The organism is Salinispora pacifica DSM 45544 (assembly GCF_000378845.1).
In the GTDB taxonomy this organism is placed as follows: Bacteria; Actinomycetota; Actinomycetes; order Mycobacteriales; family Micromonosporaceae; genus Micromonospora; species Micromonospora pacifica.
Genome location: NZ_KB905359.1, coordinates 1,216,359 through 1,230,983 on the forward strand (window position 1 = coordinate 1,216,359; position 14,625 = coordinate 1,230,983).

At 72.7% G+C, this 14,625-nt stretch carries 15 protein-coding genes; 7 read left to right on the top strand and 8 right to left on the bottom strand.

Annotation, left to right across the window (positions count from 1 at the left end; genetic code table 11):
- Position 1: 1 nt before the first annotated feature.
- From SALPAC3_RS0105465 to SALPAC3_RS0105480, 4 genes are read right to left on the bottom strand one after another with little or no spacing between them, the layout of a single operon-like run.
- Positions 2-742 carry a D-sedoheptulose-7-phosphate isomerase gene (locus SALPAC3_RS0105465; RefSeq protein WP_018220259.1) on the bottom strand — a complete coding sequence of 247 codons (741 nt, stop codon included), beginning with the start codon at positions 740-742 and terminating at the stop codon, positions 2-4.
- Positions 739-1,959 (bottom strand): glycosyltransferase, encoded by a 1,221-nt coding sequence (locus SALPAC3_RS0105470; protein WP_018220260.1) that lies wholly within the window; start codon positions 1,957-1,959, stop codon positions 739-741. Before SALPAC3_RS0105470 ends, SALPAC3_RS0105465 begins: the two co-directional genes overlap by 4 nt.
- Positions 1,944-2,921, bottom strand: a complete 978-nt coding sequence (locus SALPAC3_RS0105475; RefSeq protein WP_018220261.1) for a glycosyltransferase — start codon at positions 2,919-2,921, stop codon at positions 1,944-1,946. The genes SALPAC3_RS0105470 and SALPAC3_RS0105475 overlap by 16 nt, the downstream gene beginning before the upstream one ends.
- Positions 2,918-4,723, bottom strand: a complete 1,806-nt coding sequence (locus tag SALPAC3_RS0105480) for an HAD-IIIA family hydrolase (RefSeq protein ID WP_026185256.1) — start codon at positions 4,721-4,723, stop codon at positions 2,918-2,920. Before SALPAC3_RS0105480 ends, SALPAC3_RS0105475 begins: the two co-directional genes overlap by 4 nt.
- A gap of 382 nt (positions 4,724-5,105) precedes the next feature.
- Here SALPAC3_RS0105480 and SALPAC3_RS0105490 point away from each other — a divergent pair, with 382 nt between their 5' ends.
- Positions 5,106-5,873, top strand: coding sequence for a polyprenol monophosphomannose synthase (locus tag SALPAC3_RS0105490; protein WP_018214899.1), 768 nt, complete (start codon positions 5,106-5,108; stop codon positions 5,871-5,873).
- Positions 5,874-5,965: 92 nt separating this feature from the next.
- On the opposite strand, the gene SALPAC3_RS0105495 is transcribed toward SALPAC3_RS0105490, so the two are convergent.
- Positions 5,966-7,555, bottom strand: coding sequence for a phytoene desaturase family protein (locus SALPAC3_RS0105495; RefSeq protein WP_018220263.1), 1,590 nt, complete (start codon positions 7,553-7,555; stop codon positions 5,966-5,968).
- A gap of 87 nt (positions 7,556-7,642) precedes the next feature.
- Between SALPAC3_RS0105495 and SALPAC3_RS0105500 the strand changes: the two genes are divergently transcribed.
- A complete protein-coding gene (locus tag SALPAC3_RS0105500; RefSeq protein ID WP_018220264.1) occupies positions 7,643-9,076 on the top strand; it encodes an aldehyde dehydrogenase family protein in 1,434 nt (477 codons plus the stop codon).
- 76 nt (positions 9,077-9,152) lie between these two features.
- Here the strand turns inward: SALPAC3_RS0105500 and SALPAC3_RS0105505 are convergent, their stop codons facing one another.
- Positions 9,153-9,566, bottom strand: a complete 414-nt coding sequence (locus SALPAC3_RS0105505) for a ChaB family protein (RefSeq protein ID WP_018220265.1) — start codon at positions 9,564-9,566, stop codon at positions 9,153-9,155.
- Positions 9,567-9,678: 112 nt separating this feature from the next.
- On the opposite strand from SALPAC3_RS0105505, the gene SALPAC3_RS0105510 reads away from it, so the two are divergent.
- The 4 genes from SALPAC3_RS0105510 (at position 9,679) to SALPAC3_RS0105525 (ending at position 11,565) form a co-directional block, all read left to right on the top strand.
- Complete coding sequence (locus SALPAC3_RS0105510; protein ID WP_018220266.1) at positions 9,679-10,095, top strand: DUF2795 domain-containing protein; 417 nt, start codon at positions 9,679-9,681, stop codon at positions 10,093-10,095.
- A 52-nt stretch (positions 10,096-10,147) separates the two neighbouring features.
- Complete coding sequence (locus SALPAC3_RS0105515) at positions 10,148-10,609, top strand: SRPBCC family protein (RefSeq protein ID WP_018220267.1); 462 nt, start codon at positions 10,148-10,150, stop codon at positions 10,607-10,609.
- An 88-nt stretch (positions 10,610-10,697) separates the two neighbouring features.
- Complete coding sequence (locus SALPAC3_RS0105520) at positions 10,698-10,955, top strand: hypothetical protein (RefSeq protein WP_011905647.1); 258 nt, start codon at positions 10,698-10,700, stop codon at positions 10,953-10,955.
- 229 nt (positions 10,956-11,184) lie between these two features.
- Positions 11,185-11,565 carry a DUF6401 family natural product biosynthesis protein gene (locus SALPAC3_RS0105525; protein ID WP_018220268.1) on the top strand — a complete coding sequence of 127 codons (381 nt, stop codon included), beginning with the start codon at positions 11,185-11,187 and terminating at the stop codon, positions 11,563-11,565.
- Between the two features lie 52 nt (positions 11,566-11,617).
- Here SALPAC3_RS0105525 and SALPAC3_RS0105530 read toward each other — a convergent pair whose 3' ends face one another.
- Together SALPAC3_RS0105530 and SALPAC3_RS0105535 are read right to left on the bottom strand one after the other, a co-directional pair.
- Complete coding sequence (locus SALPAC3_RS0105530; RefSeq protein WP_026185258.1) at positions 11,618-12,472, bottom strand: mechanosensitive ion channel family protein; 855 nt, start codon at positions 12,470-12,472, stop codon at positions 11,618-11,620.
- A 165-nt stretch (positions 12,473-12,637) separates the two neighbouring features.
- The gene (locus tag SALPAC3_RS0105535; protein WP_018220270.1) at positions 12,638-13,579 is read right to left on the bottom strand and encodes an NAD(P)/FAD-dependent oxidoreductase; all 942 of its coding nucleotides are present in this window, start codon (positions 13,577-13,579) and stop codon (positions 12,638-12,640) included.
- A gap of 247 nt (positions 13,580-13,826) precedes the next feature.
- On the opposite strand from SALPAC3_RS0105535, the gene SALPAC3_RS0105540 reads away from it, so the two are divergent.
- Positions 13,827-14,294, top strand: a complete 468-nt coding sequence (locus SALPAC3_RS0105540; RefSeq protein ID WP_018220271.1) for a general stress protein — start codon at positions 13,827-13,829, stop codon at positions 14,292-14,294.
- Positions 14,295-14,625: the final 331 nt, after the last annotated feature.

Here is a 14,625-nt window from a genome sequence, read left to right on the forward strand (position 1 = left end):
CCTACCTCCTCATCCCCTCGACGTGCTGCCCGTCCTCCGGGACCACCTCAACCCCGGTCCGTACCGGCCCGGTGGTCGGTACGTCGGTCGGCACCTCGGCCTCCAGGCCGGTCAACGGCACCCCCGCCACCGGCGGCCCCTCCGGTGTTCCCGCGGTGGCGGCCAGGACCACCGGCAGCGCCTGCTCGGCGTACTCGCAGAGCAGGTGACTGGTGACCAGGTGCAGTTCCTGGACGATCTGCCCGTCCGGCGCGGGAACGGCGAGGGTCTCGTGGCAGAGACCGGCCAGCGGATTGGGAGCGGGGCCGGTCAGCGCCCAGCAGCGCAGGCCGACCTGGTGGCCGGCCTGCGCGGCCTGGAGTAGGTTCTGACTCCGGCCGCTGGTGGACAGCAGCAGGAGAATGTCCCCGGGGCGACCGTGGGCGTGCACCTGACGGGCGAAGACCTGGTCGTAGCCGTAGTCGTTGCCGACGGCGGTAAGGGCGCTGGTCTCGGCGTGCAGGGCGATCGCGGAGAAGGGCTGGCGGTCGGCGCGGAGTTTGCCGACGAGTTCGGCGGTGAGGTGCTGCGCCTCGGCGGCGCTACCGCCGTTGCCGGCCACCAGCAGCCGACCGCCGCCAGCGAGGGTACGGGCGAGCTCGGCTCCCCAGGCGGGGAGTCGCTGGGCGGCCCGGCGATACGAGGGCAGCGCGGCGGCGAGGCCCGCCAGGTGCTCCTCCAACAGCGACCGGGGCGGTGTCATCCGGCCACGACCCGGGTCGCCCGGCCGACAGCCGCCACGTCGCCGTAGACGTCCACCAGCCGCTCCGCCGTGGCCGCCCACGCGTAGCGCTCCCGAGCCCGATCCAACGCCGCCGCCGCGTACCCGAACCGACGGATCCGGTCGTCGAGCAGTCGCTGGATCGCGGTACCGAGCGCCCGGGGGTCCCGGGCGGGTACGAGGTCACCGGTCACCCCATCCACCACCGTGTCCCGGATCCCCCCGACCGCGGTCCCCACCACCGGCACCCCGCACGCCATCGCCTCAAGCGGGGTCAGCCCGAACGGCTCGTACCACGGCGCGGCCACCAGTAGGTCCGCGGACCGGTACCAGTGGCCCATCTCCTCCCGGGGCACCGCGCCGGCCAGCCTGACCCGGTCGGCCACCCCGCAGCTGTGCGCCAAGGCGCGAAGTCGGCTCGCGTACGGATCGGCTTCGAGGAGCCCTGCCGGTGGGCCGCCGACCACCACACACTCCGCCTCCGGCACGTGGGCCATCGCCCGGACCACGGTCTGGAAGCCCTTCCGCTCGACCAGCCGACCCACGGTGAGAATGCGGGGGCGGCCGTCGTCGCGTGCGGCGGCCGGCCCCAGCGGGGCGAAGGTACGGAGGTTGACTCCGGAGGGGACGACCGTCATCCGCGACCGGGGCACCCCCATCCGAACCAACTCGCCGACCTCGTCCTGGCACTGGGCGATCACCCGGTCCACCGAGCGGCCGAGTTGCCGCTCGTACCCGATGCGGCGGGCCGGGCTCGTGTCCTGTACGCCCTGGTATCGCCGCTTCACCACACCGAGCGCGTGGTACGTCTGCACCACCGGCACCCCGGTCTTCCGGCCGGCGGCGAGCGCGGCGAGGCCGCTCATCCAGAAGTGCGCGTGGACCACCTCCGGGGTCCACCGATCGCCACGCCACCGTTCGGTCAGCCAGTGGCTGAACTCCGACATGTGTGGCAGCAGGGCGTCCTTGGCCAGCGGCTCAGCCGGGCCGGCCGGCACGTGGACCACCTCGTACCCGTCCGGGCAGCGAACCGTTCCCGGCAGGTCAACGGCGTCCCAGCGGGTGTAGACCCGGACCTCGTGGCCGGCCGCGGCGAGCGCCGCGGAGAGCTCGGCGACGTGCGTGTTCTGGCCGCCGGCGTCCTCCCCGCCGAGGACCGCGAGCGGGCTGGCGTGTTCCGAGATCATCGCGATCCGCATACTTCCTCCTCCAGCAGCCGGTCCCAGTCGGTGAGGAAACGGTCCAGGCCGTACCGGTCCCGGGCGGCACGGCGGGCGACAGCCCCCGCCCGGCGGGCGCTCGCCGGGTCCGCCAGCAACTGACCGGTGGCGGTGAGCAGGTCGTCCACCCGGGTGGCGAGGGCGCCGGCCCCGGGCGGCACCGCCATCACGGCCTCCGTGGCGGCGAGCGCGACGACCGGCATTCCGATCGTCATGGCCTCGATCAGACTCAGCCCGAGCGAGGTCCAGCGGCACAGGTGCAGGTATGCCCGCCGCCGCGCCAACTCGGCGTGCATCCGCGCCTGGGGCAGGTCGTCGTGACTGGTCACGCGGTCGGGGGGCAGCCCCAGCCGGTCGGCGAGCCCGGTCACCCTGAGGCCGAACACGTCCAGCGGGGCGAGTTCGGCGAACCGGGGCAGCAGGTCGGTACCGGTGACCCGCCACCGGCGGATCGGTTCGTTGATCACCACCGCGAGCCGCTCCAGCTCGCCGCTGTAGCTGACCGTCGGCGGTACGACCCCGTGGTCCACCACAGTCGTTCGGGTGTCACCGGTGTCCCAGTAAAGCTGGTTGAAGGCGGTCACATGAGCGATCAGCAGGTCGGCACGGTCCGCCATCGGGTGTCGGCTGTTCGGCACCGCACCGTCCTTCGGGGTGTTGTGCTCGACGTAGATCGTCGGGATGTCGCGGCCCGGCCGACGGCCCAGCCACCCGGTGGCCAGGGCCTCTTCCTCGGGGCGTTGCAGGAGAACCACGTCCACCTCGGCGGTGGCCAACTCCGCCGGGGTGATCTCGACCGCGTTCTCCGGCCACGGGTAGGTACGGGCCCGACCCCGACCATCCGGACCGCGGTCTGGGGTGACCGGCACCAGGTAGCGGTGCTTGCCGTGGACGAACGACGTCGTCCAGGAGCCGTGCACGTGCCAGAGCAGGATGTTCATCGGCCGCTCCGGGCCAGGGCGGTGGCCTCCGCCGACCTCGGCGGTCGAGACGGCGCCACGCCGAGCAGGGTCAGCGCGGTCAGCACCTCCTCGGGTCGGATTCGGCTCAGGCACGGGTGGCCGGGCACCGGGCAGGTGGCGGCGCGGGTGCCACGGCAGGGGGCGTCCGGGTCACCGAGCCGAACGGTCGGCACCCGCCATGGTCCCCACTGACCGAACGGGACGGTCGGGGCGAAGAGGCTGACCACCGGGACGCCGTACGCGGCGGCGAGGTGGGCCGGGCCGGTGTTGCCGACGATCACCGCGGCGGCACCGGCGACGGTCGCGGCCAGCTCGGCCAGCTCGGTCCCGCCACCGAGGTCAACGGCGAGTCCGCCGGCCACCCGGGCGGTCAGCGCCACCTCGTCCGGACCGCCGGTGACCACGACCCGGTGGCCCGCTTTGACCAGCGTCCGGACCAGCTCCACCGCCAGGTCCGGTGGCAACCCCCGGGACTGTGCCGCCGAGCCGGGGTGTAGCACCACGTAGCCCGGTGCGCCCGCCCGTGCGGGCGGCGGCGGCGCAGGCCGCAGCCGCAGGGCCGGTTCGTCGTCGGACGGTAGGGGGTATCCGGCGGCGGCGGCGAGCGAGAGCGCGCGTTCGGGCTCGGGGATGCCGACCGGGACACGGTGGCGGATGTCGAGCAGGCTTCCGGGATAGTCGTCGCTGATCGCGCTGATGCGCGGCACACCGACGGTACGCAGCAGCAGTGCCAGGGGGAGAGGAGACTGGTGGTAGCTGGTGAAGATGATCGCCTCGTCGGCGTTGACGGCGGCGAGGGTGGCGGTGAGCGCGGCGATGTCCGGCCCGGTGACCGGTGCGGGCACCGGATCGATCCAGGGCAGTTGGTGCACGACGACGGTGTCCACGCCGGGTAGGAGGTCGGCGGCGGCGCGACCCCGCGGTCCGCACAGCAGGACGACTCGGCGCGCGTGGGCGGCGACAGCCCGAATACCCGGACCGGTAACGACGACGTCACCAGCCGAGTCGGAGCGCACGACAAGAACGGTTCCGGTGCCTCCGCTGGAGCGTGCCGGCCGGGCCGGCCCAGCAGTGACCGGGGGCGACGCGGACGCCACCGGAAGCAGGGGCGACGCGGACCCAGTAGCGGCCAGGGGCGGCGGGGCCGCCGACGCGGCGGTGGGCCGGTGGGGGGCCGGGGCGATCGCGGTCTGCCGACGCAGAATCTCGGCTACCGCGGTCGGCAGATCCGCGGCGACCCACGGGGCGGCGCTGGTCTCGGCGGGTCGGGTCAGCGGCGTGGGCACCAACACCGCCTGGGCGCCGGCAGCCAGGGCAGCGGTGACATCGCGGCCGATGTCACCGATCAGAACGCACCGTTGCGGTGTGGTGCCGAGCCGGCGGGCGGCGGAGTGGACCAGGTTGGGCGCGGGTTTGCGGCAGCCGCACCGATCCGCATCGTCGTGCGGGCAGACCAGCCAGGCATCGAACGGGCCGAGCAGCTGCTCGACCCGGGCGTTCACGGCCCGCAGCTGCGCCCTGGTGAACAGCCCCTTGGCCAGCCCGGACTGGTTCGTCACCACCGCCAGCCGCAAGCCCGCCGCGCGGAGCGCGTGCAGCGCCGCCCGCGCCCCCGGCATCGGTCGCACCCGCTCCGGGTCCCCGTTGTACGGCACGTCCTCGATGAGGGTGCCATCCCGATCCAGCAGCACCGCGTCGAAGAGACGGGGAACCCCACCAACCCGGCCGGAGCGGGCTACTACCCGGGCCGACCTACACTGATCCGGCTCCACCTGTGGCACGGCCGGCGGGTTCCCTGGGCCCCGGGGAGTAAACCTCGGTGCCGACGCCACCGCCCCGCGGACGCGACGACCGAACGCGGTCTCGGCCTCGTGGTGGACTTACCCGCCGTCCGCGAGAAGCTAACCCGGCCACCGGCCGGCCATCCCCGCTTGCCGAACCACCGGGACCCGCGCGCCGATTCGGCGTGCCCCCGGCGATCGTGCAGAATGTGCCCGACCACCCGCGTAGCAGGGCCTTTCACTTACCAAGCGTGTCCTCCGGGCAACGCTGGGCGTTAACAGAAAACCTGGGCCGGGCCACGGCCAGGGAGCAGTCACACGACGTACCGGGGCACTGGCTACCCTCGCAGGGAGCCAAGCCCGCGAAACAAGGATTTCCGACATGAGTGAACCCGTGCAGTTGCCGTCGCCCTGGCGGGACGTGCGCCTGACCGTGGTAGTGCCGACCTATAACGAGGTGGGCAACCTTCCGGCGCTGGTGGAACAGCTACTCGCGCTGCCCTTGCCGGGGTTGAAGGTCCTCGTGGCCGACGACAACTCACCGGACGGCACCGGCGAGGTCGCGGACAAGCTGGCCCTCGAGCACCCGGGCCGGATCGAGGTCGTCCACCGGGCCGGCAAGGAGGGCCTGGGCCGGGCGTACGTTGACGGCATCGGACGGGCCCTCGACGACGGCGCCGAGTTCGTGGCGCAGATGGACGCTGACCTGTCCCACCCACCAGACGCGCTGCCGGGCATGCTGGGCGCGCTGCTGTCCACTCAGGCTGGTGTGGTGATCGGGTCGCGCTACGTGCCGGGTGGCGAGCTGGACGAGAACTGGCCGCTCTACCGGCGGGCGCTGAGCGGCTGGGCGAACCTGTATGTACACACCCTGCTGCGGGTACGGATCCGAGACCTCACCGCCGGTTTCAAGATCTGGCGGGCCGATGCGCTGCGCGACATCGGCCTGGAGCGGGTGCAGTCCAATGGGTACAGCTTCCAGGTGGAGATGCACTACCTGGCCACGAAGCTGGGGCACACGATCCTGGAGGTGCCGATCCGGTTCGAGGAGCGGCGAGACGGCGCCTCGAAGATGACCACCGCCACCAAGATTGAAAGTGCCCTGATGCCGTTCCGCCTGCGCAGCAAGCACCGCAACGTCGAACGCTGAGCTGGCCCGCCGGGACCGCGTCGCGACGGCAGCTCAGGTAGCGCGTCGAGACGGACGCGGTGCCGGCGGGGTCGCACCACGCCGCGCCACGGTCAGCGGTAGACCGCGCGCTGGGCGGCGCCGATTGTCGCCGCGTACACACCACCGGTGAGCGCGGCGTCGCGGGCCAACGCCGCCCGCGCCGCGTTCGCACCCGGTGCGCCGTGGACCCCGGCGCCGGGGTGCGCCGACGAACTGGCCAGAAAGAGCCGGTCAACGGGGGTGTCGGCGCGGCCGAGTCCCGGGACCGGGCGGAAGAAGAGCTGCTGGTGGGCGGCGGCCGTGCCGCCACCGACTGTCCCGCCGACCAGGCTCGGGTCGCCGGCCTCCAGGTCCGCCGGTCCTGCCACGTGCCGGCCCACCACCAGCGCGCGGAAGCCCGGGGCGGCCTCCTCCAGGACCTGCTCCATCCGCTGCACCTGCGCCGCGATCTGCTCGACCCGCCACCGCCGTCGAAACGGCAGGTGGGTGTACGACCACAACGACTCGGTACCGGGTGGCGAGTGGCTCGGGTCGGCAACTGTCATCTGCCCAACCAGCAGGAACGGGTCCCGGGGGAGTTCCCCGCGGGCCAGCGCCGCCGCATAGCTGGTCAACCCGTTGAGGTCGGCTCCGAGGTGCACGGTGCCGGCGGTGGCGACCGCCCGGTTCCGCCACGGCACCGGGGCGGAGAGCGCCCAGTCGACCTTCAGCGTCGAGCCGTCCCAGCGAAACTGGGTCAGATCCGCCACCAGCCGCGGTGGCAGGACGTCGGCCCCGACCAGATCCAGATAGAGCGCGGGTGCCGGCACGTCGGCGAGCACCGCACGGCGGGCCCGCCAAAGCCCGCCGTCCTCGGTCCGGACACCCATCGCCCGCCCCCGGGCGGTCAGCACCCGATCCACCCGCGCGCCGCAGCGAATCTGACCACCCCGGTCGGTGAGCCGAGCCACCAGCGCATCGGTGATCTGTTGGGCACCGCCGTCCGGCACCGGCCAACCGACCTGCTGACCGAGCATGGCCAGCAGCCACCCGTACGCCCCGGAGCCGGCCTCCTCCGGGGCCAGGTCGGTGTGCAGTGCGCAGCCGGCGAGCAGCGCCGTCCCGCCCGCTCCGGTGAAGAGTTCGTCGCCGAGCCGGCGTACCGGTGTCGCCAACCGGCGGGCCAGACGCAACGCGCCGGCGACCCGCAGCCGGCGTAGCAGCGCGAGACTGCTACGCACCGGCGGGAAGGGGGTGGTGATGGCGTCCAGCACCGGGCCGCCCACCTGGCGCCAGTCGTCGTAGGCCGTCAGCCACCGTTCCCCGTCACCCGCCGCGAAGCTCTCCAGGGAGGCGGCGGTGGTCTCCGGATCGCGGTTGAGCACCGCCGCCCGCCCGTCCGGCAGCAGGTGCGCCAACACATCTGGGGCGTGTCGCCACCGCAGCCCGTGCCGGTCCAGGCCCAGCCGACGCAGCACCGGCGACGCGTAGCCAAGGGGGTAGAAGGAGCTGTAGAGGTCGCTCAGGTAGCCAGGAGCGGTGACCTCGGCTGACCGGACCGCGCCGCCGGGCGCCCCGGTCGCTTCCAGCACGAGCACGTCCCAACCGGCGTCGGCGAGCAGATTGGCGGCCACCAGGCCGTTGTGGCCCGCTCCGACGACGATGGCGTCCGGGGACGCCACATCGATTCGACTCACTGGATCATGTTAGCCGGCGGTCACCGGAGCGAATAGCGTTTGCCCGGGGCCACCCGGGGCATCTATCGCCGCATGTACACGGTTACTCAGCTCATCGGCGGGGTGTGGGGGGCGGGCGGCGAGGGCGGCGACCTGGTCGTCCACGACCCGGCCGACGGCACTGCAGTCAGCTCGGCGCCGGTGGCGACGGCGGAGGAGGTCCGCAAGGCGGTGGCGGCGGCGCGGGGCGCCGCCACCGAGTGGGCCAGGACACCTCCGGCGGAGCGGGCCGCCGCCCTACAGCGGGCCGCGGACGCGGTGGCGGCGGCCGCCGCCGAGCTGGCGCAGGCCACCACCGTGGAGATGGGCAAGCCGCTCGCGGATGCGCGGGGCGGGGTGGAGGCGGGCGTGGGCACCCTACGCCAGTACGCCGAGCTGGCACCGATCCGCGGTGGGCGGACCCTACACGGCGCCGCCGAGGCGATCGACTTCATGCTGCCGCAGCCCCGCGGTGTGGTCGCCGCGATCACCCCCTGGAACGACCCGGTCGCGGTCTCCTGTGGCCTGCTCGGCGCGGCGCTGGTCACCGGCAACGTGGTGCTCTACAAGCCCAGCGAACGGACTCCGGCGACCGGATGGCTGCTGGCGAAGGCGGTGGACACGGCGCTACCGCCCGGCGTGCTCTCGCTGCTGACCGGAGGCCCCGAGGTGGGCGCGGCACTGGCCGCCCAGCCGGTGGACGTGCTCGCCCACGTCGGTTCGACCGCCACCGGCCGGGCGATCGCCGCCGCGGCGGCCCGGACCGGGGCGAAGGTGCTCCTCGAGAACGGTGGCTGCGACCCGCTCGTCGTGGACGCGGACGTGGACCCACTGTGGGCGGCGGAGCAGGCGGCGATGGGTGCGTTCGCCAACGCCGGCCAGATCTGCGTCGCGGTGGAGCGGATCTACGTACACCGGGATGTGGCCGAGGACTTCGTCGACGCCCTGGTCGAACGGGCGCGGGCCCTGCGTACCGGCCCGGGCGTCGATCCGGCGACGGAGCTGGGCCCGTTGGTTGACCGGCGACACCGCGACCACGTGCACGGGCAGGTCACGGCCGCGGTTGCGCAGGGAGCCCAGCTTCGGGTCGGCGGCACGTTACCGGATGGGCCGGGTGCCTTCTACCCGGCGACGGTGGTCACGGACTGCCGGCAGGACATGCCCCTGGTTCGCGACGAGACCTTCGCCCCGGTCGCCCCGGTCGTGGTGGTTGACTCGTTCTCGGCGGGGCTCCGGTGCGCGGCCGACTCGCCGTACGGCCTCGCTGCGACTGTGCTGACGACGTCGATGAGTCATGCGCAGCGCGCCTGCCGGGACCTCCCGGTCGGCACCGTGAAGATCAACGCGGTCTTCGGCGGGGCGCCGGGTGGGGCCGCGCATCCACGTCGGGGCAGCGGGCAGGGCTTCGGGTACGGGCCGGAGTTGCTCGACGAGTTCACCGCCACCAAGGTGGTACACCTTCAGGCGCCGGGCGGCGGCCACTGGTGAGTGGGCCGCCCGGGCGCCGAAGGGTGGTGTAATAGCTCGGAACCGGGTGTGTAACGGCTCCGATCCGAGCCGGGGTTTAACGGCTCCGGCCCCGTTGCCGAGCCTGGGCGGTCCGCCGGTTGTTGACCTTTTCGATCGCCTGCACCAGTTCCGGCTTGGTCATGGTTGACCGGCCAGAGATGTCGAGTTTGCGGGCGACCCGCAACAGGTGGTCCTTGCTGGCGTTCGCGTCAACGCCCCCCGCTGTCGCCGCGCGACGCTGGGGACCGCCACCCGCGGCCTGCCGGTCGCTCGGACCCTTGCGGCCCTTCGGCTCCCAGTGGTCGCCGACCTTCTCGAACTCGTTCTTGACCGCCGCGAACGCGGTCCGGCTGGCCCGCTCCCCCCCGCCGTACGTCTGCAGGGCCGAGTCGTGGGTCTTCTCCCAGGTACGCTGCGCCTTGTCTGGGGAGCGTCGCAGCGTGCTGGGCATGTCCTCCCGCCCGGGCATCTCGATCCTCCTCCGCGTCAGTGGGTCTACAGTGATCTTTCCCCACAGCCGATCCGACAAACCGAATCAGTCCGGGGTTTACCCCCGGAGCCCGTCGGGTAGCGCAGAAGACATGGAACGCGGCAGCAGCAAGCACGGACCGAGGCTCGACGACGAGATGGAGAGCGAGGTCAGCGGCCTCGTACAGGGTCCAGGAGCGGCCGGCTCGCGCGTCAACGAGTTCCGTCAGCCGGAGCCGGCGGGCGAGGACCAACCGGAGCCCACCACGTCGCCGGCCGGCGCGCTGCGCAGCGGCAACCCGCAGGGCATGAGCTCCGACGATGTTGAGGCCCGCAGCCGGCTCGGACGGTTCATCACGATGACCGCCCTGCCGGGCGACCGCGAGACACTGGTCGCCAACGCACGGGACAACGACGCTCCGGCCGACCTGGTCGCCGAGCTGGAACGCCTACCCACGGGAACCCGCTACCAGACGATCTCGGAGATCTGGGCCGCGCTCGGCCACCGCAACGAGACGACCCGCTGGTAACCGGGCCGGTCACCCGGCCCGAGCCGCCAGAGACGACGGGGAGGAGGAGCTGATGAGTGGTGTCGTGGAATACGTGGATGTCGCCGTCCCGATCCGCACCGCCTACGACCAGTGGACCCAGTTCGAGGAGTTCCCGCACTTCATGGAGGGGGTACAGGAGGTGCGGCACCTCTCCCCGACGATGACCCACTGGACCGTGGAGATCTCCGGGGTGCGACGCGAGTTCGACGCCGAGATCACCGAACAGCTCCCGGACGAACGAGTCGCGTGGCGCTCGATCGGTGGCGCCCAGCACGCCGGGGTGGTCACCTTCCACCGGTTGGACGAACACACCAGCCGGGTCACGCTCCAGCTCGATTTCGAGCCGCACGGCGCGGTGGAGCACGCTGGGGACACGCTCGGCGTCGTGGACCACCGGGCCAAGGGTGACCTAGAACGGTTCAAGCAGTTCATCGAAGGACGCGACCAGGCAACCGGCGCCTGGCGCGGCAAGGTCGACCGCCCGCAGCCCTGATCCACAGCGCTCCTCGCCGACGGCCTCCGGCACCACCGGGGGCCGTCGGCGGGTTTCGCGCGGGTGGAAGTCGGGTACCGCCGGAGGTATGACCGACGACAAGGCGTGGCGTGACGAGGAGCGGACTCCCCTGGCGGAGCTGGACCGGGCCATCGCTCGTTCGGCGATGGACGGCCAGGCCGATGACGTAACCGCAAACGACGCCGGAGAGGAGGCCGCGTTCGGGCACGGGCCCCAGGCGGTGGACCGCGGCGGCCAGGCTGCCGGGACCGGACGGGAACCGACTGACCCGGACCGGGCCTATCGCCCGTCCACGACCGGGCGGACCGGACCGGACACCATGTGATCTCAAACACCGACCTTCGCCCACCGGGCCGGTCACAGCGCCGGGCCGGGCCGGTGTGCCCCGACTGACGGGACGCACCGGCACCGGCGCGCGCGCTGGGCGCCCCTCGGCAGGCCCCACATCGCTTCGACCGGGCCGGGACACCGGCCCGGTCGGCCAACCGGTCGAGGAACAAAACCGCTGACCAGGCGAGGTCAACCGCCGGTTCCGCGGGCTAGTCTCGTTCCCCATGCGCGCACCGTTGGAACGGGTCAACCCCCGCATGCTCGTTGACGCCGCCCGCACGACGCTGGCGTCGCTGTCCAGCACCGTGGGCACCGAGGGCCTGGCTGCGGCGGCAGCGCGGCCCGGGCTCCTCGCCCTGGTTGACCAGCACGCCGCGGCGGTCCGGGAGAGCCTGGATGGGGATCGCCGGCCGCTGACCGTCGCTGCCCTGGCCGGCTACACGGAGGGAATCCACGCCGCCGCGCGGGAGCACGACTGGCACCCGCCGGCGGGGCCGATCGACTGGGCGGGCCCGCCGGACTGGCTTCTCACCCGCCTCCTCGCGGTCGCCGCTTTGGCCAGGTCCCTGGACGGTCCCCGACCGGCCCCGCTCCCGCCGCTCTGAACCGGATCGGGGGTGGCCCGCACGGTGACCACCCCCGTCCTCCGGTCGCCACTCAACGGTCGAACTGTTGGGTGTCATCGCCTGACCTGCGACCACCGCTACCCGCGGTCGCCGCCTCGTGGGTCTTCGCCTCCGCCCGTTCCCGTTCGGGCCCGGTCCGGTCGGCCATCTGCCGTTCGACGTCGCTACGGCCGGCTCCCTGTGCCTGCCGGTGCTGCTGGACGGCCCGTCCTTCCTCGGCCATCCGGTTCAGCCAGCCCTCCCAGCGGCTCTGCATCGGCTTGACCAGACCACCACCGACACCCACGATCAGGATGCCGGCCACCGTGGCGAGCACGGCGATCAGCACCGGCGTGGTCACCGTGGTGGCGATGCCGACCTGGTTCAGCGCCGCGATCACACCGAGGGCCAGGATGAAGACGGCCGCCGCGTCGGCCAGGACCCGGCCGTACGTGAGACCGCCGAGCGCACCACTGACCAGGTCACGGACCGCGCTCGCAATCGCCGCGGCCACCACCACGATGACGATCGCCACGAACGCTCGCGGTATCCAGGCCACCACACCACTGATCAGGTCGCTGATCGCGTTGGGTCCCCACACCCCGAAGGCGAACTGCAGCGTGAACAGCAGTACGGCGTAGTACGCAAGCCGCGCGAGGATGTCACTGGCGTCGTACCTGGTACGCGCCAGGGCCCGTTTGATACCGCCGCGCTCCACGGCGCGGTCGAAGTTCACCCGTTCCAGCGCCGCGTCCACCGCCTTGAGGACGGCTCGGGCGATGAGCCACCCGATCACGAGGATCACGATGAACGCGATGGCTCTCGGTATGAACAACAGCACCGCCCGCCACATATCGGTCACGGCGGCCCCGATGTCGACCTGCCGCACCGCGAGGGTTTCCGGCATGATGCCCTCCTTCACATGGACTACCTCGCGCGCATACCCCGTCACCGCACCGGCACTCCGCAGCGATCCTCGGCGTTTTCCGACCGTCGCCGGTCGCGTTGACCTGCCCGACGCGGGCCGCTCCGGTAGCCGCCGCTGCCGAACCCGTCCCGGCGCGAGGTGGCGCTACTGGTCGGCGAGGCGGGCGAGCAGAGCCCGGGCCAGGTCGTGGCCGGAGCGCCAGGCGGTCTGGGCGCGGGGCGGGCCGAAGGCGTCCCCGGCCAGGCCGATCCCGTCGGCGTCCAGGTGGTAGGTGGCCGTCACTTCCACGGTCGGCCGCGCGTACGTCCACCGGTGCACGTACAACTCCTCGGCCGACATCGGCAACGCGAGCAGGTCGCGAACTGCCAGCCCGATGGCGGAGGCCGCGGCGGCGGGCTGCGTCAGGTGCGCGGCGGCGAATTCCGGGGTGGTGTGCGCGACGAGAACCGGTGCCCCGTCGCCCCGGCGGTCGCCATCATCGCAGACCAGCGCGAGCACCGGATGGTCGTTGACGAAGGCGCCGCGTAGTTCGCCCCAACAACGTTCCGGGAAGCGCAGCATCGCGGCGAGCGACGGCGACCAGCCCTGGACTCGCGTGGCCCTGGTCGCGGTGGTCAGGGCCGGGTCCAGCAGCGCCGCCGCCTGCGGGCCGGGCATGGCCAGCACCACCGCCGCGCCGGGCTGCCCGTCCACGGTCGGACCGGGTCCGACGCGGTGCACCGGACGGCCGAGGTCCACCGGCAGGTCCTGGGCGAGCTGCTCCACCAGCGAGCGCAGCCCGCTGGGTGCGGCCCAGCGCATGGGTCCCACCACCTCCCGCCGGTCTTCGCCGCGGTACGCGAAAAAGGTGTCGGTCCACTCGCGGGCCAGGCCCGCCGCCCGCCACTGCCGCAGTACCTCAGCGAAGCCCGGGTCGCTGCCCGTCAGGTAGGCGGCGCCCAGGTCCACCGGGCGACCCGCGAAACGCCGGCTGGCCATCCGTCCGCCGGCCACCCGCCCCCGCTCCCGAAGCTGCACCGGTACGCCCGCCCGGGCAAGTTCACGGGCGCACGCCACCCCGGCCAGACCCGCGCCGACCACCACCACGCCTGCCGCTTCCCCGGACACCGGTCGAGCCTACTGGTCGCCGGTGCGCCGCCACCCGTGGTTCGGCGAGCACGGGTTACCCCCTTGGCCGACGGGGAACCTGGTTGGTTGACGAAGGAGGACACTCATGAACACACCTTCGCGTCCGAGCTCAGCCTGGCGTCCCGGACTATCGGGCGGCGACACCATCCCCTCCGGTCCGGCGGGTCATCCGTCGCCCCCCAGCGGCGACGGCGACGGGCCGGGGATGGGGCCGCCGACGGTGACTATCGGCTCATACCCGGACTATCGCACCGCCCAGCGGGTTGTCGACTACCTGGCGGACAACCGGTTCCCGGTAGAGCACACCGCCATCGTCGGCACCGACCTCACCCTGGTCGAGACGGTCCTCGGACGGCTCAGTACCGGACGGGCGGGGCTGCTCGGTGCCGGTACCGGCGCGTGGTTCGGTCTCTTCATCGGGTTGCTGTTCGGCATCTTCACCGCGGGCAACTGGCTCGCGGTGGTCCTCGCCGGTCTGGTGATCGGAGCGATCTGGGGTGCGGTGTTCGGGGCGGTGGCGCATGCGATGACCGGCGGTCGCCGCGACTTCACCTCGGCCAGTTCACTGCGTGCCAACCAGTACGCGGTCGTCGTTGATCAGCAGCATGCCGAGCAGGCCCGTCAGCTGCTGGGCCGGCTCCACCTGCAGGCACCGCAGCGACAACCGGACTAACCCTCGCCGCCGGCGCACGTGGCTGCTGGCCGCCACTGACCGACCGAGTGGAAGGGCCGTGTCGACCTGGACCGATACCCGGTGCACCCCGGCCGCCGGTGGCAGCCGGGGTGCACCGGGCCCAGGTCAGGACAGCGCGAATATGCCCGCGACGCCCAAGAGCACCATCACCAATACCGCCACCAGCGCCCCCCGCTCCCCCTCGGCCGCCGATGGGCGGTGCTCGGTTCCACGGTTTCTCATCTCACCGGGCATGGTGTGGCCTCCTCGATGCTCGGGTCCCATTCCGTCCGGCTGCCGGCCGACCGGGATGTCAGGTCCGAATTCGGGT